The following is a 26,400-nucleotide window of genomic DNA, read 5'->3' as shown; positions in this document are numbered from 1 at the left end:
CGATTTGTCGTCGAGGTTGGCACCAATGGTGGGGTGTTCGTCGGGGCGCTGCCAGTGGAACTGCACCTTGATGCGACCGTGCGGGTCGGTGTGGATTTCTTCCCCTTGCGGGCCGACCACGGTGGCGGTCTGCACGCCGCGGCTGGTCGGCTTGGCCTGGGCCGAGTGCGCGTAGGCCGGCGGCAGCGGCAGGCCGCGCCGCTGCGCCTGGAAGCGGGTCTGGAACGGTGCCGGGGCGTCGGCGGTTTCATTCGCGAACAACCCGGGCGCGGCGACGCGCAGCGAGCGGGTCAGCTCGCCCGGCAGGTTGTTGGTGGCGGTGAAGGTCTGCCGGGTGACGACGAATTCGCGCTGTTCGGCTGGATCGGCGTCGTGGACCGGGTGGTCGTCGAGACGGAACCAGGCACCGGCCAGCAGGCCGCGCACCGAGCCGGCGCCGTCGAACGACTTGGCCTGGGCATCGTGGGCCTGCTGGCGCAGCTGGGCGTAGCGGCCGAGCTGCTCGGTGTCGCCGGCGTAGTAGAGCCCCTGCGGGTCGTAGTCTTCCAGGCTGGCCTGCAGCGCGCTGCCGCCGTCGCCCTGGTCGACGCGGGAGCTGTCGCCGCTGTGCTGGGTGCTGACCGGCTGGTAGTCGAAACTGGCGAGACTGACCCGGCCCGGCACGATCTGGCGCGAGCCGCGCCAGTCGGTCAGGCCGTCCTCGGCCTCGCTGGCGTCGCTGCGGTGGAAGCGCACCCGGGTGAGCGGCGCCGCCGGCAGCCGGTACGGGTCGTCAGATACCACCAGCGTCACTTGCGGCATCTTCCCTCGCGACGCTGCGCTACCTCGCTCGGTCACGCCTTCGTTGCCATCATGCACGAAGTGCCAGTGATAGCCCTCTTCATGCAGCAGCCGGACGATAAAGTCGTAGTCGGATTCGCGGTACTGCAGGCAGTAGCTGCGCACTGGCGCCTCGCCACTGAGCTGGAACTGCCAGTGCTGCACCTGGGCGAAACCGGGGTTGGCGGCCCGGTGTTCGGCCAGAATTTGTTTGACGATGTCGGGCACCGCCAAGTCCTGGAACACCCGGCTGGTGCGGCGGTGGCGCAGCAGCGCCAGCGGCGGCTCGATGGTCAGGCCGTAGCGGGCGAAGCCGCCGTCGCTGCCGAGCGCCTGGGCGGACGACACCACCCCGCAGCGCGCCACCGCGGCGCCGTCGGCGTCCTGCACCGCCAGCCGCACCGGCTGGCCGAGCAGGTCCTTCAGCGCGAGGTCGGTGTCGGGCGACAGGCAGGTGAGCTGGTAGCGGTAGGCATCGGACAGCGCTTCCTCGCCGGTCAGGGTCTGGGGCAGCAGGGCGTCGGCCCAGCGGTGGCCGTCGCCGAGTTCGAGGGTGAGCAGGCGGGTGTCCTGGGTGAAGGCGGCGGCAAAACTGGCGAGCAGCGTGGTGAGGTCGGCGGTCATGGCAAAGCCGGCAGGGCGGAGCGCCGTGCCGGGCGAAATAATGCTGAGGTCATTATTATGCCATTATCAAGTTTATGGCTTAAGCATTATTGACGGCCTACCCCTTTGACAGTGACGGCTGGGGGACTGCGCCGGCAATCGGATGTCATGGCGATTGGGCGCAGGAGGGACAAAAAAGCCCGCCAGGGGGCGGGCTGTCGAAGCCAGGCTTCCCCTACCCCGCCTTCACTTGCCGCAGATGGTGGTAAACGGTGTGTACCGACACGCCCAGCTGCTCGGCCACGACCCGCACCGCATCCTTGATGCCGAACACCTCTCGCGAGAACAGCGCCTGTACCACCTGCCGGTTACGCTGCCCGCCCGGGCGGCCCGCATCGACCTCGGCGATCGTGTTTGCCACCACCTTGTCGAGCATGTCGTCGACGCCGTGCACGAACATCTCCGGCGTGAAGCCACCGTCCGAATCCCCCTTGGCCGGTACGTCGAACACTGGCTCATCGCCGGGCAGCAAGCCCTGGATGAAGTCGAGCAACGGCACGTTCAGGCTCATGTGGATGCACAACAGGCCGATGATGCGCCGCTCTTCGTTGCGGATCGCGATCGTGATCGAGCGCATCTGCGCGCCGCCCGGACGGCGTGTGTAGTAGACCTTGGTGTGACGCGCGCCGCTGCGTTCGAGCTTGTCGAGCATCCGCCGCGCCAGCTCCGACAACCCTGCACCTTCGTGACGGCCGCTAAGTGCGCCGCATACCTTGATCACCGAATGCTCGGGGTCTTCCAGCGAGTGCAGCACGAACTCGACATGTTGGCCAAACAGCGTCGACAGCCCGTCCAGCATCACCCGGTAGTGGTTGAGTAGTGCCCAGTCGGCCGCTTTCAGCGGCGCATCGGCGAAAGAGTCGTTCTGATCCATGATCACACATTCAAATTTTTTTGAATCCGCTTGAATCTACACTGTTCCGGCCATTCGTTACAAGGCTGGCTTGCTAGCAGATCGCTAAGTCGATGAACACACTGCACTTCCGTTCCGGAACGTGACATTGTCCTATCGGGCTTTCCTACCATCGTTCGCACGCAATAATTTTCGGTTGTTTTCACATTATTATTATTTTTTGTTCGTTAATGTTCGTTTTTGTGTCAAAATCGGCACAATCACCAGTGGCCAGCATCATCGTTCAATAATTTTTGAACACTACCCGACTCCTTACAGACGGGGCCCCTGGATGAACGCCCAGGCTCGCCCGCCACAACACGAGGCAGCCAGGCTGAATTTTGCCGGATGGCTGGCTAGCCTCAAGAGGCCGATGAGCCAGGCACGGCAAGGGGCCAACGCCCCCATGAGCGCTCCGCGCCGAAGCCCGCCCCGCGTCGGCACCGTGGGCAAACCGCCCTGATGCTCGCCATCGCGGCACCGGCCGGAATGACTGACTACCACCCCCTATGAATCTGGACAGCGCTTTATGAGCAACAACATCCTCGTCATCAATTGCGGCAGTTCTTCGCTGAAGTTTGCCCTGATCAATCCGCAGACGCAGGAAGCGCTGCTCACGGGTCTGGCCGAAAAGCTCGGCCACGCCGACGCCTACATCACCTCCAAGTACGATGGCGTCAAGGAAGTGACTCAACTCGACGAAGGCAACCACGCCGGCGCGATGCACGCGATCATCGCCACGCTGAAGGCGCGCGACCTGTTCGACCAGGTCGCCGCGGTCGGCCACCGCGTCGTGCACGGCGGCGAGAACTTCAAGGCATCGACCCTGATCGACGAACACGTGATCGCCGAAGTCGAAGCCTGCGCCAAGCTCGCCCCGTTGCACAACCCGGCCAACCTGCTGGGTATCCGCACCGCTATTGAATGTTTCCCGACGCTGAAGCAGGTGGTGGTGTTCGACACCGCCTTCCACCAGACCATGCCGGAGCACGCCTACCTGTACGCGGTGCCGATGGCGCTGTACCGCGAGCACGGCGTGCGCCGCTACGGCTTCCACGGCACCAGTCACCGTTACGTGTCGGCCGAAGCCGCCAAGGTACTGGGCCTGCCGCTGGATAACAGCGCCATCGTGGTCGCCCACCTCGGCAACGGCGCCTCGGCCGCTGCCATCCTGAACGGCAAGAGCGTCGACACCACCATGGGCCTGACCCCGCTTGAGGGCCTGGTGATGGGCACCCGCTCCGGCGACATCGACCCGGGTGCGCATGCCTACATCGGCGCCCAGCTCGGCCTCGACCTCGATGGCGTTACCGACCTGCTCAACAAGCAGAGTGGCCTGTTGGGCCTGTCCGAGCTGTCCAACGACTGCCGCGAGATCGAAGACGCCGCCGCCGAAGGCCACAAGGGCGCGCTGCTGGCGCTGAACGTGTTCTGCTACCGCCTCGCCAAGCAGATCGCCGCGCTGACCGTGTCGCTCGGCCGCCTCGACGCCGTGGTGTTCACCGGCGGCATCGGCGAGAACTCGTCGATCATCCGCGCCAAGGTGATCGAACAGCTCGGCTTCCTCGGCCTGACCCTCGACGCCGCCGCCAATGACGCGGCGATCCGCGGCAAGGCAGGCAAGATCAGCGATGCCGCCGGCCCGGCCGCGCTGGTGGTCAACACCAACGAAGAACTGATGATTGCGCTCGACACCGCCGCGCTGACCGCCTGAGGAGACCCCATGCCCAACTTCTACCTCACCCCGATCGGCAGCCAGGCGGGACTCACCAGCGTGTCGCTGGGGGTGATCCGCGCGCTGGAGCGTGTCGGCCTGCGCCCGGGCTTCTTCAAGCCGGTGGCCCAGCCTAGCCACGGCGAGGACAGCCCGGAGGCGTCCAGCCACTTCGCGCGCGAACTGTTCCACCTGGCCCCGGCCGCGCCGCTGCCGATGGCGCGCGTCGAGGCGCTGATCGGTCAGGGCAATAGCGACCAGCTGATGGAAGAGCTGGTGGCGCTGTACCAGCAGTCGGCGCAGGGCGTCGACGCGGTGGTGATCGAGGGCCTGACCCCGGATTCGGAGCGCGGCTTCGTCGCTGGCCTGAACGCCGCGATTGCCCGCAACCTCAACGCCGACCTGATCTTCGTCGTCAACGCCGCTCAGGCTGACGCCAAGAGCGTCGCCGACCAGCTCGACATCGCGCTGCAGGAGTTCGGTGGCCAGGCCAAGCTGGCCGGCTACGTGCTCAACAAGCTGCCGGCCGGCACCGATACCGAGGCGTTTGCCAGCGCGGTCGCCCAGGCCAGCCGCCAGCCAGCCAACGCCAAGCCGCACCTGCTCGGCGCGATCCCGTTTGAGGCAGAGCTGGCCGCACCGCGCATGCTCGACGTCGCCCGCTTCCTGAAGGCGCGCGTGGTCAGCGAGGGCAAGCTGGCCGACACCCGGGTGCGCGACATCGTGGTCGCCGCCCGTTCGGCCACCCACATGCTCGAGCGCCTAAAGCCAGGCGCGCTGATCGTCGGCCCGGGCGACCGCACCGACGTGATGCTGGTGGCGGCGCTGACCGCGCTGAAAGGTGTACCGCTGGCGGGCCTGCTGCTCACCTGCGACTCGCTACCGGAGCCGGCGGTGCAGACGCTGGTCAACCCGGCACTGGCGTCCGGCATTCCGATTCTGCTGACCGACGCCGACACCTACACCACCGCCAGCCTGCTGGCGAACCAGAGCCCGCACGTGCCGAGCGACGACCTGGCGCGGATGGAACGGGTGGTCGACTTCGTCGCCGAGCACCTCGCCGTCGAGCCGCTGAAGCTGCGCGCCGGCGAACCGGCCGAGCCGCGCTTCCCGCCGCCGGCGTTCCGCTTCCGGCTGATCGAACAGGCGCGCGCCGCCAACCGCCGCATCGTGCTGCCGGAGGGCGACGAGCCGCGCACCATCCGCGCCGCGGTGATCTGCCAGGAAAAGGGCATCGCCCGCTGCGTGCTGCTCGGCAAGCCGGAGAAGATCCGCGAAGTGGCCGAGGCGCAGGGCATCTGCCTGCCGCCATCGCTGGAGCTGCTCGACCCGGATTCGATCCGTGGCCACTACATCGCGCCGATGGTCGAGCTGCGCAAGAGCAAGGGTCTGAACGCGCCGATGGCCGAGGCGCAGCTGGAAGACACCGTGGTGCTCGGCACCATGATGCTCGCCACCGGCGAGGTCGACGGCCTGGTATCCGGTGCGGTGCACACCACCGCCAGCACGGTGCGTCCGGCACTGCAGCTGATCAAGACCGCTCCGAACGCGTCCCTGGTGTCGAGCGTGTTCTTCATGCTGATGCCGGACCAGGTGTTCGTGTATGGCGACTGCGCGATCAACCCGGACCCGAGCGCCGAACAGCTGGCCGACATCGCCATCCAGTCGGCCGACTCGGCCAAGGCCTTCGGTATCGAGCCGCGCGTGGCGATGATCTCTTACTCGACCGGCAGCTCCGGTTCGGGCAGCGACGTGGAGAAGGTGCGCGAAGCGACCCAGATCGCCCGCGCCAAGCGCCCGGACCTGGCGATCGACGGCCCGATGCAGTACGACGCCGCCAGCGTCATCAGCGTCGGCCGCCAGAAGGCGCCGGACAGCCCAGTGGCCGGCCGCGCCAACGTGTTCGTGTTCCCGGACCTGAACACCGGCAACACCACCTACAAGGCGGTGCAGCGTTCGGCCAACGTGGTGTCGGTGGGCCCGATGCTGCAGGGTCTGAGGAAACCGGTGAACGACCTGTCGCGCGGCGCGCTGGTGGACGACATCGTCTACACCATCGCGCTGACCGCGATCCAGGCGGTGCAGATGGAAGCGCCGGCGGCCTGATCGGGCGGCTCTTATCCGTAACGAAACGGCAAGCCACGGCTTGCCGTTTTTTCATGGCGGGGCGGAACCAAGGCGCTGGCGCCGTGCCCATGACAAAGCCATTGCCCTGCCGGGCGCCTCACAAGGAATCCACGATGAAGCCGTATCACCTCGCCGCCTGCCTCACCGCTGGCCTGCTGGCCCTGCCTGTTCAGGCCAGGACGATCTGTACCGTGGTCGCCGACGCCAAGACCGGTCAGCGGCTGCTGCTGCAGGGCCAGTGCAGCGAACGCTACACCCCGGCCTCGACCTTCAAGCTCGCGCTGAGCGTGATGGGCTATGACGCGGGCTTTCTGAAGGACGAACACACGCCGACACTGTCAATCCGCGCCGGCGACCCGGACTGGGGCGGCGACAACTGGCGCCAGCCCACCGACGCGGTGCGCTGGCTGAAGTACTCGGTGGTATGGTTCTCGCAGCGCATCACCCATGCGCTGGGCGAGCAGCGCCTACACCAGTACGCCAGCGCGTTCGGCTACGGTAACGCCGACGTCTCCGGCGATCCCGGCAAGCGCAATGGGTTGGAGCGCAGCTGGATCAGCTCCTCGCTGAAGATCTCGCCCTTGGAGCAGATCGCCTTCCTGAGCAAGCTGGTCAACCGCCAGCTGCCAGTGTCGCCGCGCGCGATCGACATGACCTTCAAAGTGGTGGAGCAGACCGCGCTGCCGAGCGGCTGGACGGTGCACGGCAAGACCGGCATGGCCTATCCGCGTCAGGCGAATGGCGAGTTCGACGAGGCGCACCCCTATGGCTGGTTTGTCGGCTGGGCCGACAAGGGAACGCAGCGCGTGGTGTTTGCGCGGCTGATTCAGGATGACAGGAAGGAGCCGGGGACGGCGGGGGTGAGGGCGAAGGAGGCGTTTTTGAAGGAGTTGCCGGGGATGGTGGATGGGGTGGGCCGTTAAGAGCCGGTAGCTCTCTAGCTCATTGGTAACGCTAGAGAAACTTGCATCGCAAACGTCGACTTGTTCGGCCAACGTTCGTGAGAACTGTGGCCTTGTCGGTCTCGCCCGACCGGCGAGGTACTTTCTTTGCTTCGTCAAAGGAAGTACCCAAAGAAAGACGACCCCACCGCGCTGGCCTTCGGCTTCCCTCGCGCCTGCCAAGCGGCCAGGCGCCGCCGAACTCGCGGGCGGCTAACGTCCGTCCACTCGAACAAGCGCCGGCTTAAGACCTGGCCGCTTGACGATCGCTCGGCAGCGCAGAAGGGGGATTCGCTGGTCGACTGCTGCGGTTGTGACTACGCAAGGAAAACGGCTCAGCCACTCTGTACGTTTCAACGTTGGTCGAACAACGACGGTTCTCATACCTGATATCAGGGCAAACGGGAACCGTCCTTCCTGTTTGGCCAACCTTGGTTTATCCACAGCGAAGTCGCCGACACGTACTTTATCCACAGCCCACGAGAACGCAGCCACCAAGCGACAAGACAAGGGGTAAACCAAGTCACCTCACTCCGGTTACAGAAGACCACCCCAATCCCCTTCGACGCCGCCGAGGACGACACGGCCAACGGGAGCAATCGGCGAGCACTGTCCGAGTGCCGACACAGTCGGTGCGAGTTGCGCAGCCGCCCGTTGGCCGTGTCGCCCACAGGGCAGCCCGCGCAGCGGGCCGGCGTCGTGGGGTCGCCTTTTCTTTGGATACTTTCTTTTGACGAGGCAAAAGAAAGTATCCCGCCCCGCCGGGTGGGACCGGCGCTGTGGCAGTCCACACCAACGTTGGTCAAACAAGCGAACAAACCACAAACAGAAAGGGAGCCCACCGGCTCCCCCATCTGCGAACGACATCTTCGGCCAACCTCAGCCAAACACCCCGCCCCTACCCCACCGGCGCACTGCGAATCCGCTGCACCAGCTCCGCAATCTCCCCCGTCGCCACCTGCAAGGCCCTCAGGTTCGCATCGCGACTCGGCGGCTCCGGCTCGGTCGGCGCCTTGCCCGACTGCTCCGCCTGCTGCAGCGTCCGGCCGGCAGCTGCCACGCAACGCCGCACCTCCGGCTCGCCGCGTCGTGCCGGCAGCGCGTTGAACAGCTGATTCAGCGCAGCCACCTGCGACACTAGCAGATAGCACTTCAGCAACAGCTCGCTCAGCGCGTGCTCGGCGCGGCGTTTCGAAGTGGGTTCCAGCAGCATCCGCTCGTGCATCGCTTTCAACGCCGACAGCGCGGTCAAGGTGTCGCGACGCAGCAGCCGGTAGTCGAGGTTGTCCGGCTCGGTCGCCCCCAGGGCGGTCGCGAGATAGCGGCAGCTGGCGTCCAGCACCAGACGCAGCTGCGGCAACACCAGCTGCGACTCCCAGAACGGAAACAGCCAGCTCGCCACCGCCGCGATCGCCGCGCCGATCAGCGTGTCGAGCGCACGCTCGCCGATCAGCGCCATCTCGGACGGCACCAGAAAGTGATACAGCAGCAGCACCTCGATCGAGGTGAAGAACACGCTGGCCAGGTAGTTGAGCTGCATCAGCCCGAAGCTCAACCACAGGCTGACGATCATCAGCGCGAACAGCAGGCGCTGGTCGTGCACGAACAGCAACACCAGCAGCGTGGCGGCGCAGCCGGCCAAGGTGCCGAACAACCGACTGCGACCACGCTGGCGGCTCAGGCCGAAACCAGGGCGCAGCGCCACCAGCACCGTCAGCAGGATCCAGTTGCCATGCCCGCTGGCCATCACATCGCGGCTGACGAACAACGCGGCGGCCATCGCCACAGTGAAGCGCAGGGCGTAGCGCAGCGCGGAGCTGGTGAACGACAGTGAAGCGCGCGAAAAGCCGAAGTCACTCTCGCTGCGGAAACGCTCCACCACCTTGTCCACCGGCAGACCGGTGGTGTTGGTCAGCGAACCGGTGTCGTCGTGCAGCTTGGCGATCAGCCGGCTGATCACGGAGACGCGCTGCTGGCTGGTCAACAGCGCGGCGAACGCCTCGGGCGCCTTGCCCGGCAGGCCCACCTGGCGCGCCGCCTCGATGTCGTAGGCGAGCGCGCGCAGCTCGGCCTTCACGCTATAGCGCGAGCGCGACAGCCGGCTGCTGGCCAAGGCCTCGGCGCAGGCCTCGAGATCCAGCGCGGTCTTCTGCATCAGGTCGCGCAGGAAGTCGAGCGAATCACCGTCGGCGAAATGCTCGCGCAACAGCGCGAAGTCAGTCTGCGCCGCCAGCACCATGTCGTGCAGGTCGATCACGTCGATGAACAGGTTGAACAGGCGCGAACGGCGCGCGCCGAGCCGCTCCGGATGGCGCCCGGCCATCGCGTTGAGCACCAGGTCGCGCGCGTTCTGCTGGGTGGTCTCCACCTCCATCTGCGCCGCCAACAGCTCGCGGTAGCACAGCTCCAGCGGCACCACCGGATCGTAGCAGTCGGCACGGCGGTCGAAGTAGCGCGCGGTGGCGAACAGACACTCGGCCAGCGCGCGCTGCCACATCTGGTAGCGCAGCCACTGGCACACCGCCAGGCTGTAGTAGGTGTAGCCCAGGCCGCCAATGGTCAGCGCGGCGAGATACGCCAGCTGTTCCCGGAACGTGCCGTGCTGGGTCATGCCGATCACCATCACCAGCATCGCATTGAGGCCGACGATCGACGCCTTCTGACCGAACGCCACCGCGAACGCCCCGAAGAAGCTGATGCCGAGCACCGTCGGCCACAGCAACGCCGGGTGGGCGAGGCCGAGCATGGTCCAACCGGCGGTCAGCGACACCACCAGCGCGCAGCCGAGCATCTCGCGATGCTTGCGCCTGAGCGGCCCCGGCACGTCGATCAGCCCGACGCACAGCGCGCCGATCGCGCACGCCATGCCGATGGCGATCTGGCCCATGCCTATCATCAATACCACCGCCGGCAGCGCGATGCCGATGGTCATCCTGAGCGCGGTGAAGATGTGCTGGCTGTAAAGGAATCGGCGGACCGAAGCGGAATCGAGCATGGGCAGTCACGGAGGAAGGGCCGGCCCGGCGATTGTAGCGCAGCCACACTGGCGACCGGGGTGGCGGATGCGGCCGAGGGGCGGACTGCACCGCCAACGCCACACCGTCCGTCGCCGGGTGTTTAATTTTTTAAAACATGTGTAGCTTTTTTTTAGACAAGTCGTAGAATGATTTTCACGACAGGGGGCGCCGCAACACCGACAGCGTCGGGCGGTCTAAAGAACGAGGCAAACTTGGCCCTGCTGCTGCGATCCAGTATCGACAGTACGCCAAAGCCGTCCCATCCGCCAGGCTTTGCCGCCCCGGCAGCCGTCCCCCGACCAGAGGCAAAAATACCCTTTACAGAGGAGAACCCCATGAATCCGCAAGAACTGCTGCAACGCAAGGCTGACGCGACCCCTCGCGGTGTCGGCGTGATGTGTAACTTCCTCGCCGACAAGGCGAAGAACGCCGAGATCTGGGACACTGAAGGCAAGCGTTACATCGATTTTGCCGGCGGCATCGGGGTACTCAACACTGGTCACCTGCATCCGAAGGTTCAGGCCGCCGTCGAAGCGCAGCTGAAGCAGTTCAGCCACACCTGCTACCAGGTGGTGCCGTACGAAAGCTACATCCGCCTGGCCGAGCAACTCAACCAGCTGACCCCGGGCAACTTCGCCAAGAAGACCGCCTTCTTCAGCACCGGCGCCGAAGCGGTGGAAAACGCCATCAAGATCGCCCGTGCCGCCACCGGCCGCAGCGGCGTGATCGCCTTCGGCGGCGGCTTCCACGGCCGCACCATGATGGGCATGGCACTGACCGGCAAAGTCGTACCGTACAAGGTCGGCTTCGGCCCGTTCCCGGGCGAGATCTTCCACGCCCCGTACCCCAACGCGCTGCACGGCGTATCCACCGCCGACTCGCTGGCCGGCATCGAGAAGCTGTTCAAGTGCGACATCGACCCGGCCCGCGTCGCTGCGATCATCTTCGAACCGGTACAAGGCGAAGGCGGCTTCTACCAGGCCCCGGCCGACTGGGTCGAGGCACTGCGCGCACTGTGCGACAAGCACGGCATCCTGCTGATCGCCGACGAAGTGCAGTCCGGCTTCGCCCGCACCGGCAAGCTGTACGCGATGGAACACTACAACGTCGCCGCCGACATCATTACGCAAGCCAAGAGCCTGGCTGGTGGCTTCCCGCTGTCGGCCGTGACCGGCCGCGCCGAGGTCATGGACGCACCGGCCCCGGGCGGCCTGGGTGGCACCTACGCCGGCAACCCGCTGGCCGTCGCCGCCGCCGAGGCAGTAATCCAGGTGATCCAGGAAGAAAAACTGGTCGAGCGTGCCAACCGCCTGGGCGACCTGTTGAAAGAAAAGCTCAACGGCCTGAAGAAGAGCGTGCCGCAGATCGCCGAGGTACGCGGTCCGGGCGCCATGGTCGCCGTCGAACTCAACAAGCCGGGCAGCCACGAGCCGGACGCCGACTTCACCAAGAAGGTGCAGACCAAGGCGCTGGAATCCGGCCTGCTGCTGCTCACCTGCGGCGTGTACGGCAACGTGGTGCGCTTCCTGTTCCCGCTGACCATCGAGGATGCGGTGTTCGACGAAGCACTCGCCAAGCTCGAAGCCGCACTGAAAGCCTGATCGCTATGACAGGCGCTTCGGCCAAGCCGAAGCGCCCCGGATGGAGACCAAAATGAGCCAATCCAGCCTGCAATTGAACGACCCGTCGCTGCTGCGCTTCCAGTGCTACATCGACGGCGCATGGTGTGACGCCGACAATGGCGAAACCATCCCAGTCAACAACCCGGCCACCGGCGAAATCATCGGCCACGTGCCGAAGATGGGTGCCGCCGAGGCGACCCGCGCGGTCGAGACCGCCCACGCTGCCTTCAAGCTGTGGAAGAAGAAGACCGCCAAGGAACGCGCGGTGCTGCTGCGCCGCTGGTTCGACCTGATGATGGCCAACCAGGATGACCTGGCCAAGATCCTCACCGTCGAGCAGGGCAAGCCGCTCGCCGAAGCCAAGGGCGAGATCGCCTACGGCGCCTCCTACATCGAATGGTACGCCGAGGAAGGCAAGCGCCTCTACGGCGACACCATCCCGGCCTCCCAGGGCGACCGCCGCATTCTGGTCACCAAGGAGCCGATCGGTGTGTGCGCGGCGATCACGCCGTGGAACTTCCCGAACGCGATGATCACCCGCAAGGCCGCCCCGGCACTGGCCGCCGGCTGCACCATCGTCGTGCGCCCGGCCAGCCAGACTCCGCTGTCGGCGCTGGCGATCGCCGAGCTCGCGCACCGTGCCGGCATCCCGGCCGGCGTGTTCTCGGTGCTGACCGGCGGTTCGACCGCCATCGGCGCAGTGCTGACCGGCCACGACCTGGTGAAGAAATTCAGCTTCACCGGCTCGACCGAGGTGGGCCGCCAGCTGATCGCCCAGTGCGCGACCACCGTGAAGAAGGTATCGATGGAGCTGGGCGGCAATGCGCCGTTCATCGTATTCGACGACGCCGATCTCGACGCCGCAGTCGAGGGCGCGATGATCTCCAAGTACCGCAACGCCGGCCAGACCTGCGTATGCGCGAACCGCCTGTACGTGCAGGACGGCGTGTACGACGCCTTCGTCGAGAAGTTCGTCGCTGCGGTTGCCAAGCTCAAGGTCGGCAACGGCCTGGAGGCCGGCGTGACCCAAGGCCCGATGATCGATGCCAACGCGGTCGCCAAGGTCGAGGAACACATTGCCGACGCGCTCGCGAAGGGCGGTAAGCTCGTCGCCGGCGGCAAGCCGCACGCGCTGGGCCACAGCTTCTTCGAGCCGACCGTGGTGCGCGACGTCACCGCCGCGATGAAAGTCGCCAAGGAAGAAACGTTCGGCCCGCTCGCACCGGTATTCCGCTTCAAGACCGAAGAGGAAGCGATCGAATTGGCGAACGACACCGAGTTCGGTCTCGCCAGCTACTTCTACGCCCGCGACGTCGGCCGCATCTTCCGCGTGTCCGAGGGCCTCGAATACGGCATGGTCGCGGCCAACACCGGCATCTTGTCCAACGAAGCCGCGCCGTTTGGCGGCGTGAAGCAATCTGGCCTCGGCCGCGAAGGCTCCAAGTACGGCATCGAAGACTATCTGGAAATCAAGTATCTGTGTCTTGCCGGTCTCGACCGGTAAGCTGCAGGGTTGGCGTGCATCGCGTAAAGCGAATTCCGGCCGGAGTCCCCCTCCGGCCTTTTTTTATTCCCGCACATCTCTGAGGGGCAACCCTCACCTTCCCTCCCCCATTCATCTGCCGCTCCCCGTTTTTGACGAGCCGAGCGCGAGACTTCTCCATTGCACTTACCGTAGCACGTAGCAAAAAGGCCACACGGGCTTCGACCGCACAGTCATCCCTGATGCCTGGGCTTATCACGGCAACGGCAATTATGTGGATTCCCTAATAACTACGACCACCGCGCAGCGCCCCTACAAACGCAACAGAATGGCAGGCAGCGTCAAGCCCCCCCGTGAAAGCAATTGAAATAACGGGAAATTTACCAACCACCCAGCAGAAGACATGACCGAATGCGCTTTCCCACGCCATTCGAAAACGACGAATTATAAAAAATCGTAATAATGCCTATAGGCACGATTTTTCAAGCTCCTTGTTAGTATCGATCGCTCACAAGAGTGGCCAAGCCACCGACTACAACAAAGGAGAAACTGGAGTGAATCGTACCTTCAAGCCGTCTTTCGGCTGCCTCATCGCTGGCGCCCTGCTGTTTGCCGGCACCGCCCAAGCCGCCACCTGGAGCGATACCTTCGTCGGCTACCGCTACGGCACCGACTTCCACGAGCCGAACAACCCGAACGATGTCGCCAAGAACATCTTCCAGCTTGGCCACTCCAGCGGCTACGCCTACGGCAGCAACTTCTTCAACGTCGACGCGCTGCTTTCGGACAGCAAGGACCCTGCCAACAATGGCGGCGGCGGCGCGACCGAGATCTACCTCACCTACCGCACCCAACTACACCTCTCGAAGGTAACCGGTCACGACTTCTCGTTCGGTCCGATCAAGGACTTCGCGCTCTCCGGCGGCGTCGACCTCAACACCAAGGACACCGCTTTTGCGCCCCGCAAGAAGATGTTCGTGGTCGGCCCGACCATCAAGTTCGCCGTGCCGAATAACGGCTTCGCCGATTTCAGCGTGTGGTACCGCTCCGAACACAATCACAACGGCATCCCGAGCGCGAAGGAACACGACGTACGCTTCGACGACACCTACCAGCTGAATCTGTCCTGGAAGGCACCGTTCCAGGCCGGCCCGGTGCCGCTGAAGTTCCAAGGTTTCGTCGACTACATCGGCACCAAGGGCACGGACGGTTTCGGCGACGGTACCAAGCAGGAAACGCTGATGCGCACCTCGCTGATGGCCGACGTCGGCCAGCTGGTGGCCGGCAAGAAGGATGTCTTCTATGCAGGCGTCGGCTATGAGTACTGGCACAACAAGTTCGGCAACAAGCCGGGCCTCGGCACCAAGACCAATGCCCCGACGCTGAACGTGGAATGGCATCTCTGACGCAAAGCGTCGCAATGCCGGTGCAAGCGCCGGTTGGAGAACTGCCCGCTCCGCAAGAGTCCGACCGCTCGTTGAGCCGGTCGGCGCCCCGAGCGGGGCGGGCCTGACAGCAGGAAAGCATGAGGAGAAGCTCTTGAGTACCCAAAGCACTACCCTGAATTCCGAACATCCGATCGACCAGAAACTGCCGTGGAGCACGATGGTCCCGGTGGCGCTGCAGCACGTGATGGTCATGTACGCCGGCGCGATAGCCGTGCCGCTGATCATCGGCGGCGCGCTCAAGCTGCCGCCCGAGCAGATCGCTTATCTGTTGAACGCCGACCTGTTCACCGCCGGTATCGTCACGCTGATCCAGTGCCTGGGCCTGTGGAAGTTCGGCATCCGCATGCCGGTGATCATGGGCGTGACCTTCGCCGCGGTCGGACCGATGGTGGCGATGGCCAACGCCGGCATGGGCCTGCCGCACATCTTCGGCGCCGTGATCGCCTCGGGCATATTCACCGTGCTGATCGCGCCGCTGTTCGGCCGACTGATGAAGTTCTTCCCGCCGGTGGTCACCGGCACCATCATCGCCACCATCGGCATCACCCTGTTCAAGGTCGGCATCACCTGGGCAGGTGGCGGCGCCAAGTCGGCCGATTTCGGCACGGTGCACCACATCGGCATGGCCGGCTTCGTGCTGGTGCTGATCCTGATGATCAACAAGTTCGGTCGCGGCTTCGTTGCCAACGTGTCGGTGCTACTCGGCCTGGTGGCCGGCTACATCGTGGCCGCTTCGCTCGGCCTGGTGAATTTCGCCCCGGTGAACAAAGCCGCCTGGTTCAGCGCGATCGTGCCGTTCTCGTTCGGCCTGCCGCAGTTCGACCTCGGCTCCATCGTGTCGCTGTCGCTGGTGATGATCGTGGTGCTGGTCGAGTCAACCGGGATGTTCCTGGCGCTGGGCGAGCTGTGCGATCGCAAGGTCGATTCCGACTCGCTGATCCGCGGCCTGCGTACCGACGGCCTCGGCACCTTGCTCGGCGGCATCTTCAACACCTTCCCGCACACCTCGTTCTCGCAAAACATCGGCCTGGTCGGCATGACCGGGGTGAAGAGCCGCTGGGCAGTAGCTTGCTCGGGCGTGATCCTGGTGCTGTTCGGCCTGTTCCCGAAGATGGGTGCGATCATCGCATCGATCCCGCAGTCGGTACTCGGCGGAGCCGGCATCTGCATGTTCGGCATGGTCGCTGCCACCGGCATCAAGATCCTGCAACGCGTCAACTTCGAGAACCGCAACAACCTGCTGATCGTATCGGTGAGCCTGGGCCTGGGTGCGGTGCCGATGGTGTCGCCTGACTTCTTCCACAGCCTGCCGTCGTGGACCGCGCCGCTGACCCATAGCGGCATCACGCTGGCGGCAGTGTCGGCGATCCTGCTCAATGCCTTCTTCAACCGCAGCCACAGTGCAGCCGGTGCCGAACACGAGCTGGCGCACAGCGTCCACGCCGAATAACGACTCACCTGCAAATCTCGATTTGAAATTGCCACCTCCGGCCGCAAAGCCGGAGGCTTTTTTTTGCCTGCTGACGGATGTGGCAAGCGGCACGAGAGGTATCATGTCCCGGCGGCCCATGTTCGCCGCCCAGCAAGGATCAACGATGGCCGGCAAGAAAACCTGGGAAGCGCTCGACGTGCAGCACCTGCAAGTGTTGTGCACACTGCTGTCCGAACGCAATGTGTCGCGTGCCGCTCGGCGACTCAACCTGTCCCAGCCTGCAGTCAGCATCGCGCTGAAACGGCTGCGCGAAATCTTCGGCGATCCGCTCCTGGTACGCAGCCGCAATGGGATGACACCGACCGACATTGGCCAGTCGCTCTACCTGCCGGTGAAAAACGCGCTCAGTCAGCTTGAAGGCATCGTCGCGCACAACAGTGCCTTCGACCCGAGCCAGACCACCCGTACCTTCAACGTCGCCACCCCAGACTATCTGAGTCCCGAATTGCTGCGCGACTTCATGGTCAACGTGCGGCAAAAGGCACCTCAGGCCCAACTGGTGCTGCATTCGCTCGGTTACCGCTACGACTACGACCTGGGGCTGGAAAGCGGCGAACTCGACCTGGTAGTCGGCAACTGGTCGGAACCGCCCGGCCACCTGCGGATGGCGCCGCTGCTGGACGACGAAATCGTCTGCATGATGCGCGCCGACCACCCGATGGCCAAGGCCAGCCTGACGCTCGACGATTACCTCGCCCTCGACCACCTGGCACCGACGCCGTATGCAGTCGGCCAGCGCGGCGTACTCGACGCCTTCTTGAAGAACCAGCGGCTGGAGCGTCACGTCGTCGCACGTGTACCGTATTTTCAGCTCGCACCGTATCTGGTCGCCGAAAGCGATTTGGCCTTTACCAGTTCGCGCCTGTTCGGCGAGCACTATGCACGTTTCCTGCCACTGAAACTGGTGTCGGTGCCGATCCAGTTTCCACGCATGCGCTACTACCTGCTGTGGCACGACCGCACCCATCATTCCAGCGACTGCCGCTGGCTGCGCGAACAGTTCTTGCTCGCAGCGCGTGAACGCTTTGCCATCTCCAGTTCCTGACCTGAAAGAAAACGGGCTTCTCAAGCCGCAGAAATTCATGGACAGGCTCTGAAAATGTCAGGTAACTGGGGCATCGGACAAGACCCCTATTTCCTTTCCCGACAAATAGGCTTCCCCCAATCACCCTGCATTGCTGACTTTTCCTTCACTCTTTTACCGAAGCACGGTTCCACTATTGCGAGCCGATGCAAGCAGCAAGCGTTTATCTCGCCCCCAGACCATCAGGCCGGAATAATATTTCGGCAAAAGACGAAGTTCCTGAATAGCGGCGACAAGGGAAACCGGAGCGCCGATAAAAAACCCGGCTCGACAGAGCCGGCGTTTCTCACCGATGCATCGCGGTTAAGGGCCACGAACAAAAACCAGCGAAGCTGGCCTTAGCTAGACGTACGGCCGCAGGCAGTACAAGTCATAAGGCAAGACCGCATCACAACGCCGAAAGGGGTTGGTTAGCGGTGCTAACACCACCCGACCTTCAAGCTGCCGTTGCAATTGTTCAGCCTTCTCATATCGTCCGGCGTCAGGCTACCGAGGTTGAGTACCGTATTGCTCGAGTCCCGGCAACCCAGCCGCGTTTTGCCATCCTCGCATGCCGGCACGGTAATGGGGGCCTGACAAGTAACGCGAAGCTCGCAACTATTGCCATTTGCCCTTCCACCCCAAGCCGAAGAACAGGACAGGTAGGCACTAGAGCTTTTCCACGCCGTTTCGCAATCCTGAGTGGTGACGGCGAATACGTCGGCACCGATGAGCAGCATGGCCGCCCCGGCAACGAGAACCCCAATAGGCTTCATGTTCCTCTCCTTGCATCACAAGGCGCCGCCGCCCCGACATCCATGACATTCGGTTCCTGTTCCTGCAGTGTTATCCAGCCCAGGAACAGGCACCGAGTGCCAGCAATCGTTTGCCTCGGAATTCGGCTTGTCCATATCTCGCTGTAGCCTACGATAAAACGGTTTTAAATCATGACGAGATGAGTGGCCCGATTCCATTACTCGGCGGCAGTGAAGTGAAATTGACCATCGGCCTTCTTTCATATCGACGATGGAGGCGTTGTATCTATTGCTCTTTTTTCATAATCACCCCATCGAACACCGCATGGCTATCACAGCTCACTCGTGATTTTTATCCATCTGTTTATAAATATCGGGCAATTGTCAACTCCATTAAAAAGAGGGCCCATTGAAATGACCAGGCCATCCATCGACAAAGCATCAAATCTGGAGGAGGCGGCAAGCCCCTGCTAATTTGAAAACTGGTTCACCGGCCATTAAATTAAATAACTTGGCTGCTTTATTCTGAGGAAAGGAGCACTCGATGGACCTGACGACGCTACTCCAATCAATCCAGAGCAGCCTGGGCCAGAATCTTCCCAGCGTGCTGGGCGCGGTGGGCATCTTCGTCATCGGCTGGCTGGTGGCGGTGGCGGTACGGGCGAGTGTGCGCAAGGGCCTGTCGGCCATTTCGCTGAACCGCTGGCTCAAGAGCAAGGCTGAACTGAACGTGGACATCGAGCGCTGGGTCGCGGTGATCCTGTTCTGGGTGATACTGCTGATCACCCTGATCGCTGTGTTCAACTCGGTACACCTGGAGCGTGCCTCCGACCCGTTTAACACCATGATCACCCAGGTTCTCGCCTATCTGCCGCGCATCGTCGCCGCCCTGCTCTTGGCGCTACTGGCATGGGTGATCGGCACCGTGGTCCGCGCGGTGGTCAGCCGCTCCTTGAGCGCGACCGGACTCGACAAGAAGCTGGGAACGGAAGAGCGACTCAGCTCGATGAGCAACCACGTGGGCAACGTGCTGTTCTGGCTGGTCCTGCTGCTGTTCGTCCCTAACATCCTGGAGACCCTGCAGCTGAACGGACTGCTGGAGCCGTTCCAGGCCATGATCGACAAGCTCTTGGGCATCCTGCCCAATGTGCTGGCGGCACTGGCGATCGGCTTGGTCGGTTGGCTGGTGGCCCGGCTACTACGCGACCTGGTGGTCAACCTGCTGTCCGCCGGCGAGGTCGACAAACTGGCCGAGCACGCCGGGCTCAGCGAACGGCTGGGGCTGACCCAGCTGATCGGCACACTGGTCTACATCTTCGTGTTCGTGCCGGCGCTGATCGCGGCGCTCGACGCGCTGCAGATGCACGCGATCTCGGACCCGGCGAGCGAAATGTTATCGATGTTCCTCACCGCCATCCCCAACATTGTCGCCGCCGTCATCATCCTGTTGTTGACCTACTATGTGGCACGCTTCGTGGCTCGGCTGCTGACCGGCATCGCCAGCGGACTGAACGTCGATACGCTACCGGAGAAAATTGGCCTGACGCGACTTTTCAGCGGCGAATTCAAGCTGTCCACCCTGATCGGCCGGCTGGTACTGTTTTTCGCGATGCTGTTCGCCACTGCCGAGGCCGCCAACCGCTTGGGCTTCAGCGCGGTGCGCGACTTGGTCGATGAATTCATCCAGTTCGGCGGACAGATACTGCTCGGCTCGGTGATCCTGTTCGTCGGCCTGTGGCTGGCCAATCTGGCCTACGATGCAATCGGCCGCAGCGGTGACGAAGGCGCCAAGGGGCTGGCGCGACTGGCACGTGCCGCCATTCTCGGCCTGGTGGCAGCGATGGGCCTGCGCGCGATGGGCATCGCCGACGAGATCGTCGAACTGGCTTTCGGCCTGGTGCTCGGTGCGATCGCGGTAGCCGTGGCGCTGTCGTTTGGCCTGGGCGGGCGCGAGGCGGCCGGCCGGCAGATGGAGTACTGGCTGAGCAAGTGGCGCAAGGAGCCGTGAGCCCCACCCCTGACCTCCTCCTGAAAACACAAAGGGCGCCCCGCGGGGCGCCCTTTACGTTGGCAAAACAGCCTGATCAATGCAGCTGCCGGCTCGCACGGTGACTGAGCGGGATGCCGACCTCGGCCAGGCATTCGGCAAGGTCGCTGTAGGCGAACTCGCGGTCCGGCGCCACATCCGGCACCAGCAGCCACGGCGCCACGCCCAGGAGCGCGCCGTCCTCGGCATTGACGACCTGCACATTGAACGCGGTCTGTTCCGGCTGATACTCCGCGACCGCCTCCAGCTTGTCGATGCCGCCGAGCTGGCCGGCCACCAGCGCCACGGTCAGGCCGAGGCGTTTGCGGTTCCAGGCCCGCACGCCGGACGACAGCGCTTCCCACCACGGCATCGGCGCAAACAGTTCGGCCTCGCCGTATTCCATCTCGGCGGCGATCGCCTGCTGCACCAGCGGCATCGCCGCGTCGAGCGCCTTGCGCCCGAACAAGCGCGCCTGCTCCATCGACAGCGTTCCACGCTCGACCAGGAACGGGATCCAGCACAACACCAGCTGCGGCTCGGCGGTCTTGCTGGCCGCTTCGAAGGTAGCTCGCGAAGCATCCGGGTCGGCCGGCGCGAAATCGCAGCCTGCATCCATCACCGGTGCCAGGTGTACCAGCTGTTGGCAGGCCCGCTCGTTCAACATATCGACGTTGAACACGGTCGGCGACAACCACAGGATCGCCTTCTCCGGCACCTCGAGCGCCTCGGCCAGCGCCGCCTCGACCCGCTCCAGCAGCGGAAAGTGCCACCAGAAGCCGCCCTGGGCACGCGAGAATGCAAACGGCAGCGCCCACAGCTCGTACGAGGCGATGGTGCCATCGGTGCGCACCACCTCGGGGAAGGCGATGCAGTCGCGCGCGGTGCCGATCAACAGCTCGCGCGCCGCCGGTTCGGACAGCAGCGCCAGCTGCGCCTCGGTGAATACCGCTTGGTCTCCGCCGGACAGCGCCAACTGCACCGCGGCGGCCAGCTGCATTTTCTCCAGCGGCTTGTCGAGTGCGGCGCGCGCCTGCTCGGCCAGCGCCGCGATACTGCTGGCGCGCTCGGCTGGCGGCAATGGCTCGGTCGGACCGGAGCGGAACTCGCGCTGCTTCACACCGGCTTCTCGCTCGGCGTAGGCGGCGTTCAGGCGACGGTAGGCGTCCATCGCCGCATCGCAGATGCGCTGCAGCTCGGCGGCGGTCGGCAACGGCTCTTCCCAGAAGTTGAAGTCGAACAGACGGAAGCCTTCGTTGCAGACGTAGTGAGTGATGTTTTCCTGTTCGTCGTACAGCACCACGCTGGCGAAACCTTCGGCATCGCGACCGGTGAACGGCGTGTCGTCGTTGCCCACCAGCCGGCAGACGAAGGCCGGCACCTCAGTGTGTACCACGTATTCGTACGGCTCCAGCGCCTTGTCATCCACCGCGTCGCCAAAGATAAAGCGATTGGGCACGAACGGATCGCCCTGGATCGGCCGGTTTTTCGGATGGGGTTTCATGTCGGTCAAGCCTAGCGCAAGAAGCAAACCGCCAATTTTACCCCGCCTAGGTGACGTTGGCGCAATCCTTCCGTCAAGCGGCCCGCTGGCTGGCTGGCCGGCCGGAGCGGGCCGGCGCAGCCTCGGCTAGATGCGCAGACCGTAGTGCAGATAGACCTCGTCGCGCTGCCAGCCGAGTGACTCGTACAGTGTTTGTGCGGGCAGGTTGACCCGTTCGGTCGCCAACACCAGCCGCTTCACGCCTTGCCGCTCGGCCAGTGCGCGCGCCGCCAGCAGCAACGCCCGGCCGGCCCCGCTGCGACGTACGGCAGCGTCGACGAACAGGTCGTTGAGGATCCACAGCGGCGCCATACCGATCGAGGTGAAGCTCGCGTAGAGCTGGCAGAAGCCCAGCGCCACCTCATCCCGTTCGGCCAGCAGCAGCCGCGACTCGCCGCCGGCCAGCCGTGCCGCCAGAAAATCCCGCGCCCCGGCCAAGTCGGCCGGCTGGCGGTAGAACTGCCGGTAACGGTCGAACAGCTCCGCCAGCGTCTCGAGATCGTCCAGACCCGCCTCGCGTACCGTCACGCTCATGCCAGCCCCTCCCGTGCCTGCGCAGTCAGCGTTGACAGCGCCTGGCGTTGCCGGCCCGCCGCATCGAAGTTGTCCGGAGTCAGCCAGGTCTCGAACGCGGCGCGCAGCGCCGGCCATTCGCCGTCCAGGATCGAATACCAGGCGGTGTCGCGGTTGCGGCCGCGGTCGACGCGCGCTTGGCGGAACACGCCCTCGAACTGGAAGCCGAGGCGCAACGCTGCGCGCGACGAGGGCTGGTTCAGCGCATTGCATTTCCACTCGTAGCGGCGGTAGCCGAGCGCGAAGGCGTTGGCCATCATCAGGTACATCATCTCCGTGGCCGCCCGGCTGCGCTGCATGCGCGGCGAGAAGTTCAGGTGACCGACCTCGATGGCGCCATTGACCGGGTCGATGCGCAGGTAGCTCGCCACGCCCAGCGCCTCGCCGCTCACTACATCGACGGCTACGTAGAACTGCGGATCGCGCTGTGCAGCCATGCCGGCCAGCCAGTCACGGTAGTCGGCGAAGCGCTCAAACGGCCCGTAGGTCACATAGGCCCAGTTGCGTTCGGCGCCGGGCAACTGCATCGCCGCCCACAGCGATTCGGCATGGCGCTCGACCTCAAGCGGCTCGACGCGACAGTAGTAGCCGCTCAGTACCCGGCGCGGCGGAAACGGCGCGCCCTGCCAGTCGGGCACCGGCAGGCCGAGGGGATGGCCGAGCAGCTCCGGTCCGGCGGCGGGAAGACGATAGGGCAAGGGGGAAGCAGTCATCGTGGTGATCCTGGGTCGGGACGGCGCCCTGCGAGCGCCGCCGGTAGGAAAAAAGGCGGGTGTCTCAGCGCCGCCAGCGGTCGCGTAGTTGTTCCAGCGCCTCAGTCTCGTCGCGGCAACGCTCGCGCGCCTGGCGCTGCGCGCCCTGCCACCACCAGTGGCCGAGACGGCCCAGCAGTGTCCGCAAGGGTTGGCCGAAGCGGTGCCACGCGGCGGGCCGGGCGTTGGAGGAAGCGGTGTTCTCCATCGTCGTCTCCCTAGCAGCCGCAGGCGATCGCGGCGGTCGTCGGCATGCGGCCCGGCTCGTTGCCTTCGCTCATCGGGTGGCCATCGCGCTTCCAGAAGTCCAGTCCGCCGAGCAGCTCCTTCACCTTCAGGCCGTGACGGGCGAGCTTATAGGCGCCCTTCGTCGAGCCGTTGCAGCCGATGCCGTCGCAGTACACCACATAGGTTTTACTGCGATCGAGCCGGGCAGTACTCGCCTCGTCCATCGTGCGGTGCGGGAAGCTGATCGCGCCGGGGATATGGCCGGCACGATAGTGCTCGGCCGAACGCGCATCGACCACGACGATGTCGGTGATGCCGTTCTTCAGGTCCTCGGCCACGTCCCAGGCATCGGCGTGGTAGTGCAGCTTGGCGAGCATGAAGGCGGCGGAGTCGGCGGCGTCCGGTGCGGGAAATGCCAGGACCAGCGAGGTGGCGGACATGGTGGGCTCCTAGGTAGGTGGCAGACAATTCGATTTGGATATCTGCTAGGCTAGGGAAAAATCGGTCCCACCGTAAGAGCCAATTGGACGGCAAATGACAGAACCACTTTCCGCTACCCGGCTGGCCCAGCCTGACTGGATCACCGAATCGCTGGCGCTGGGCTTGGCCGAACCCGGCCACGAATCGCTACAGCGCCGCCTGTATCGACTGCTGCGCGGCGGCATCCAGCTGGGCCGCCTACCCGGCGGCAGCGCCCTGCCCGCCAGCCGCGCGCTGGCCAGCGCGCTAGGCATCGGCCGCAATACCGTGCTAGCCGCCTACGACCAACTGCTGGCCGAAGGCTTCCTGGAAACCCGCCACGGTGCCGGCACCTTCGTCGCCCACCATGCGCTCGGCCAGGTACAGCAAGCCGTCCGCCCGGCCACCGCCACCAGTCTGTCGCAGCGCGGCCGACGCCTGCTCGAGCAGAGCCGTGGCCCGATCGGCGAGTCGGGTGCCTTCGCACCCTGCGTGCCCGATTTCGAGCAGTTCCCGCGCGACATCTGGCAAGGCCTGCTGCAGCGCCACCAGCGCCAAGCGCCGAGCCACTGGTTCAACTACCAGGACGGCGGTGGCCTACCGGCGCTGCGCGAGGCGCTATGCGACTATCTGCAGCTGTCGCGCTCGGTGCGCTGCCAGCCCGAACAGATCTTGATCGTCAGCGGCGCCAAGCAGGCGCTCGACCTGATCGCCGGCCTGCTCACCGACCCGGGCGACACCGCCTGGATCGAGGAGCCAGGCTACCGTGGCGCCCAGGCCAGCCTACTCAACGCCGGCCTCGGTATGGTGCCGGTGCCGGTCGACGCCGAGGGACTGGACCCGGCCCGCGCTCCGGCCAGCCCTGCGCCGCGGCTGATCTACACCACGCCGTCGCACCAGCTGCCCACCGGCGTGACCATGTCGCTGCCCCGCCGTCTGGCGCTGCTGGCCCTGGCCGAGGCGCAACAAAGCTGGATCATCGAGGACGACTACGACAGCGAGTTCCGCTACAGCTCCCAGCCTGTGGCATCACTGCAGGGCCTAGCACAGAGCGAGCGGGTGCTCTATCTAGGCACCTTCAGCAAGGTGATGTACCCGGGACTGCGCCTCGCCTACCTGATACTGCCGCCGGCCCTAGTCGAGCCATTTCGCATCACCCAGGCACGCCGCTATCCGGAGGGCCACTACCCACTGCAGGCGGCGCTGGCCGAGTTCATTGCCGCCGGCCACTTCGCCCGCCACATCCGCCGCATGCGCGGGCTATACCGGGGCCGCCAGCACTGCCTGCGTGACAGCCTGGCCCCGGCATTGGACCAGGGCCTGCAGCTGTCGCCGGGCGAGTCCGGCATGCATCTGGTTGCCTGGCTGCCGCTAGGCAGCGACGAACAGGCGCTGGTCGGCACCGGCGAGCGCCACGGCGTGATCCTGCGCCCGCTCGGCCGCCACTACCTGGGCGGCCAGACGCAGGCCGGCCTGGTGCTCGGCTATGCCGGCGTACCCGAGGCCGAGATCCGCCATGCCGGCGGCCTGCTGGCCGACTGGCTCACCCCGTTCTTGAAGGAAATCTGATGGAAAAACCTGCACTGCTGATCAGCCGCTGCCTGCTCGGCGAACCAGTGCGCTTCGACGGCGCCGGCAAGCCGCTGCCGGTCGATGTCCTGGCCAAGTTGACCGAACGCTACTGCTTGGTGCCAGTCTGTCCCGAACAGCTCGGCGGCCTGCCCACGCCACGCCCTCCGGCCGAGCTGCAGGGAGGCGATGGCGCGGCGGCTCTGGTCGGCCATGCCCGGGTGATCGCCAATACTGGAGAAGACCAGACCATCCCGTTCGTCATCGGGGCACATCAAGCGGTGCGGATCGGATCGCCTGCTTGCATCACGCCCGAACCGCATTGCTGAAGGCCGACAGCCCCTCCTGCGGGCACCGCAGTATCTACGATGGCCGCTTTCGGGGGCTTCGCATCGCGGGTCAGGGCGTCGCTGCGGCGACGTTGGCCGAAGCGGGGCTGATGCTCTACGACGAGCACCAGCTTGGCGAGCTTCTCGCAGCGCCCGCTCATTGAACTTGTAGCTATGCGACAGGTTGTAACGCACGTTGTAGCGCTCGGTCAGCACCGCCATCGGGTGCGCCGCGAGAGATCGAGCAGATAGTGGCGGGTATCGCTGAGCCGTGTGCCCAGCCCCGCATTGCCGATGCCCGCCGAAGAGAAGAGAAGCCCAGCGTGTTCCAGCTAGTGCGGGCATGCTCGCCGAACAGAGAGAGCTAAATATCGTTCAGCCAGCTGGCCGACCAGCTGAAGCACTTGAAATTTCTACTGCCTGCTGGCCCGGATTCCGGGGGGCCTCACAGGCCATTGGGTGAAGAACGCGGAGAGGTAGCCGCATGACGGTGCCTCGGGCGCGCCGGGCTTTCCGGCGCGGCAAAGCACAAAGCCCAGCTCTGGGAGCTGGGCTTGTGGTGTGGGGAGTCTGGCGGTGACCTACTTTCACATGGCGAATGCCACACTATCATCGGCGCAGAGGCGTTTCACGGTCCTGTTCGGGATGGGAAGGCGTGGGACCACCTCGCTATGGCCGCCAGACATTAACTTGTACAAACTGTCGAAGCCCGGTGCCGTTGTCACGTCACCGTATTGAATTCAAGCGTTACTTGGTAATTGATTGCGTCTCGTCGCACATCACCTGTACTTCACACCACGAAGTACCTCAAATGATAGGATCAAGCCTCACGAGCAATTAGTATCGGTTAGCTTAACGCCTCACAGCGCTTCCACACCCGACCTA

At 64.7% G+C, this 26,400-nt stretch carries 20 protein-coding genes and 1 rRNA gene; 12 read left to right on the top strand and 9 right to left on the bottom strand.

Annotation, left to right across the window (positions count from 1 at the left end; translation table 11 throughout):
- A partial coding sequence (locus QU481_RS20460; RefSeq protein ID WP_289831866.1) for a type VI secretion system Vgr family protein occupies nucleotides 1-1,443 on the bottom strand: 1,443 nt, incomplete at its 3' end.
- Between the two features lie 214 nt (nucleotides 1,444-1,657).
- A complete protein-coding gene (locus QU481_RS20455; RefSeq protein ID WP_289831865.1) occupies nucleotides 1,658-2,356 on the bottom strand; it encodes a helix-turn-helix transcriptional regulator in 699 nt (232 codons plus the stop codon).
- 547 nt (nucleotides 2,357-2,903) lie between these two features.
- Here QU481_RS20455 and QU481_RS20450 point away from each other — a divergent pair.
- The 3 genes from QU481_RS20450 (at nucleotide 2,904) to blaOXA (ending at nucleotide 7,138) form a co-directional block, all read left to right on the top strand.
- Nucleotides 2,904-4,088 (top strand): acetate/propionate family kinase, encoded by a 1,185-nt coding sequence (locus tag QU481_RS20450; RefSeq protein ID WP_289831864.1) that lies wholly within the window; start codon nucleotides 2,904-2,906, stop codon nucleotides 4,086-4,088.
- 9 nt (nucleotides 4,089-4,097) lie between these two features.
- Complete coding sequence (pta, locus tag QU481_RS20445; RefSeq protein ID WP_289831863.1) at nucleotides 4,098-6,194, top strand: phosphate acetyltransferase; 2,097 nt, start codon at nucleotides 4,098-4,100, stop codon at nucleotides 6,192-6,194.
- A gap of 134 nt (nucleotides 6,195-6,328) precedes the next feature.
- Nucleotides 6,329-7,138 carry a class D beta-lactamase gene (blaOXA, locus tag QU481_RS20440; RefSeq protein WP_289831862.1) on the top strand — a complete coding sequence of 270 codons (810 nt, stop codon included), beginning with the start codon at nucleotides 6,329-6,331 and terminating at the stop codon, nucleotides 7,136-7,138.
- Between the two features lie 916 nt (nucleotides 7,139-8,054).
- Here blaOXA and QU481_RS20435 read toward each other — a convergent pair.
- Complete coding sequence (locus QU481_RS20435; RefSeq protein WP_289831861.1) at nucleotides 8,055-10,151, bottom strand: FUSC family protein; 2,097 nt, start codon at nucleotides 10,149-10,151, stop codon at nucleotides 8,055-8,057.
- A gap of 357 nt (nucleotides 10,152-10,508) precedes the next feature.
- Between QU481_RS20435 and gabT the strand changes: the two genes are divergently transcribed.
- The 6 genes from gabT (at nucleotide 10,509) to QU481_RS20405 (ending at nucleotide 20,044) form a co-directional block, all read left to right on the top strand.
- Nucleotides 10,509-11,774, top strand: a complete 1,266-nt coding sequence (gabT, locus tag QU481_RS20430; protein ID WP_289831860.1) for a 4-aminobutyrate--2-oxoglutarate transaminase — start codon at nucleotides 10,509-10,511, stop codon at nucleotides 11,772-11,774.
- Nucleotides 11,775-11,826: 52 nt separating this feature from the next.
- On the top strand, nucleotides 11,827-13,299 hold the full coding sequence (gene gabD / locus QU481_RS20425; protein WP_289831859.1) for an NADP-dependent succinate-semialdehyde dehydrogenase: 1,473 nt from the start codon (nucleotides 11,827-11,829) through the stop codon (nucleotides 13,297-13,299).
- 533 nt (nucleotides 13,300-13,832) lie between these two features.
- On the top strand, nucleotides 13,833-14,684 hold the full coding sequence (locus tag QU481_RS20420) for a hypothetical protein (RefSeq protein WP_289831858.1): 852 nt from the start codon (nucleotides 13,833-13,835) through the stop codon (nucleotides 14,682-14,684).
- A 133-nt stretch (nucleotides 14,685-14,817) separates the two neighbouring features.
- On the top strand, nucleotides 14,818-16,176 hold the full coding sequence (locus tag QU481_RS20415; RefSeq protein ID WP_289831857.1) for a nucleobase:cation symporter-2 family protein: 1,359 nt from the start codon (nucleotides 14,818-14,820) through the stop codon (nucleotides 16,174-16,176).
- 103 nt (nucleotides 16,177-16,279) lie between these two features.
- Nucleotides 16,280-17,263 (top strand): LysR family transcriptional regulator, encoded by a 984-nt coding sequence (locus QU481_RS20410; protein WP_289831856.1) that lies wholly within the window; start codon nucleotides 16,280-16,282, stop codon nucleotides 17,261-17,263.
- A gap of 1,317 nt (nucleotides 17,264-18,580) precedes the next feature.
- Nucleotides 18,581-20,044 carry a mechanosensitive ion channel gene (locus QU481_RS20405; RefSeq protein ID WP_289831855.1) on the top strand — a complete coding sequence of 488 codons (1,464 nt, stop codon included), beginning with the start codon at nucleotides 18,581-18,583 and terminating at the stop codon, nucleotides 20,042-20,044.
- A gap of 76 nt (nucleotides 20,045-20,120) precedes the next feature.
- On the opposite strand, the gene QU481_RS20400 is transcribed toward QU481_RS20405, so the two are convergent.
- The 5 genes from QU481_RS20400 to QU481_RS20380 all read right to left on the bottom strand — a co-directional run bounded on the left by QU481_RS20400 (nucleotide 20,121) and on the right by QU481_RS20380 (nucleotide 23,598).
- The gene (locus QU481_RS20400) at nucleotides 20,121-21,566 is read right to left on the bottom strand and encodes a hypothetical protein (RefSeq protein WP_289831854.1); all 1,446 of its coding nucleotides are present in this window, start codon (nucleotides 21,564-21,566) and stop codon (nucleotides 20,121-20,123) included.
- Between the two features lie 126 nt (nucleotides 21,567-21,692).
- Nucleotides 21,693-22,139, bottom strand: a complete 447-nt coding sequence (locus QU481_RS20395) for a GNAT family N-acetyltransferase (protein WP_289831853.1) — start codon at nucleotides 22,137-22,139, stop codon at nucleotides 21,693-21,695.
- The gene (locus QU481_RS20390) at nucleotides 22,136-22,891 is read right to left on the bottom strand and encodes a GNAT family N-acetyltransferase (RefSeq protein WP_289831852.1); all 756 of its coding nucleotides are present in this window, start codon (nucleotides 22,889-22,891) and stop codon (nucleotides 22,136-22,138) included. Before QU481_RS20390 ends, QU481_RS20395 begins: the two co-directional genes overlap by 4 nt.
- Before the next feature lie 64 nt (nucleotides 22,892-22,955).
- Nucleotides 22,956-23,138: a hypothetical protein gene (locus QU481_RS20385; RefSeq protein WP_289831851.1), complete on the bottom strand. Its 183-nt coding sequence runs from the start codon at nucleotides 23,136-23,138 to the stop codon at nucleotides 22,956-22,958.
- A 10-nt stretch (nucleotides 23,139-23,148) separates the two neighbouring features.
- Nucleotides 23,149-23,598: a rhodanese-like domain-containing protein gene (locus tag QU481_RS20380; protein WP_289831850.1), complete on the bottom strand. Its 450-nt coding sequence runs from the start codon at nucleotides 23,596-23,598 to the stop codon at nucleotides 23,149-23,151.
- A 94-nt stretch (nucleotides 23,599-23,692) separates the two neighbouring features.
- Here QU481_RS20380 and pdxR point away from each other — a divergent pair, with 94 nt between their 5' ends.
- From pdxR to QU481_RS20365, 3 genes are read left to right on the top strand one after another with little or no spacing between them, the layout of a single operon-like run.
- Nucleotides 23,693-25,186 (top strand): MocR-like pyridoxine biosynthesis transcription factor PdxR, encoded by a 1,494-nt coding sequence (pdxR, locus tag QU481_RS20375; RefSeq protein ID WP_289831849.1) that lies wholly within the window; start codon nucleotides 23,693-23,695, stop codon nucleotides 25,184-25,186.
- Nucleotides 25,186-25,515, top strand: coding sequence for a 2-thiouracil desulfurase family protein (locus QU481_RS20370; RefSeq protein WP_289831848.1), 330 nt, complete (start codon nucleotides 25,186-25,188; stop codon nucleotides 25,513-25,515). The genes pdxR and QU481_RS20370 overlap by 1 nt, the downstream gene beginning before the upstream one ends.
- Nucleotides 25,488-25,679 (top strand): 2-thiouracil desulfurase family protein, encoded by a 192-nt coding sequence (locus tag QU481_RS20365; protein ID WP_289831847.1) that lies wholly within the window; start codon nucleotides 25,488-25,490, stop codon nucleotides 25,677-25,679. The genes QU481_RS20370 and QU481_RS20365 overlap by 28 nt, the downstream gene beginning before the upstream one ends.
- A 404-nt stretch (nucleotides 25,680-26,083) precedes the next feature.
- On the opposite strand, the gene rrf is transcribed toward QU481_RS20365, so the two are convergent.
- Nucleotides 26,084-26,198 (bottom strand): 5S ribosomal RNA (gene rrf, locus QU481_RS20360).
- Nucleotides 26,199-26,400 lie beyond the last annotated feature (202 nt).

The sequence above is a fragment of the Crenobacter oryzisoli genome (assembly GCF_030385785.1).
In the GTDB taxonomy this organism is placed as follows: Bacteria; Pseudomonadota; Gammaproteobacteria; order Burkholderiales; family Chromobacteriaceae; genus Crenobacter_A; species Crenobacter_A oryzisoli.
Note: the sequence above shows the minus strand (reverse complement) of the source record. Positions and strands in the feature narration are given on the sequence as shown.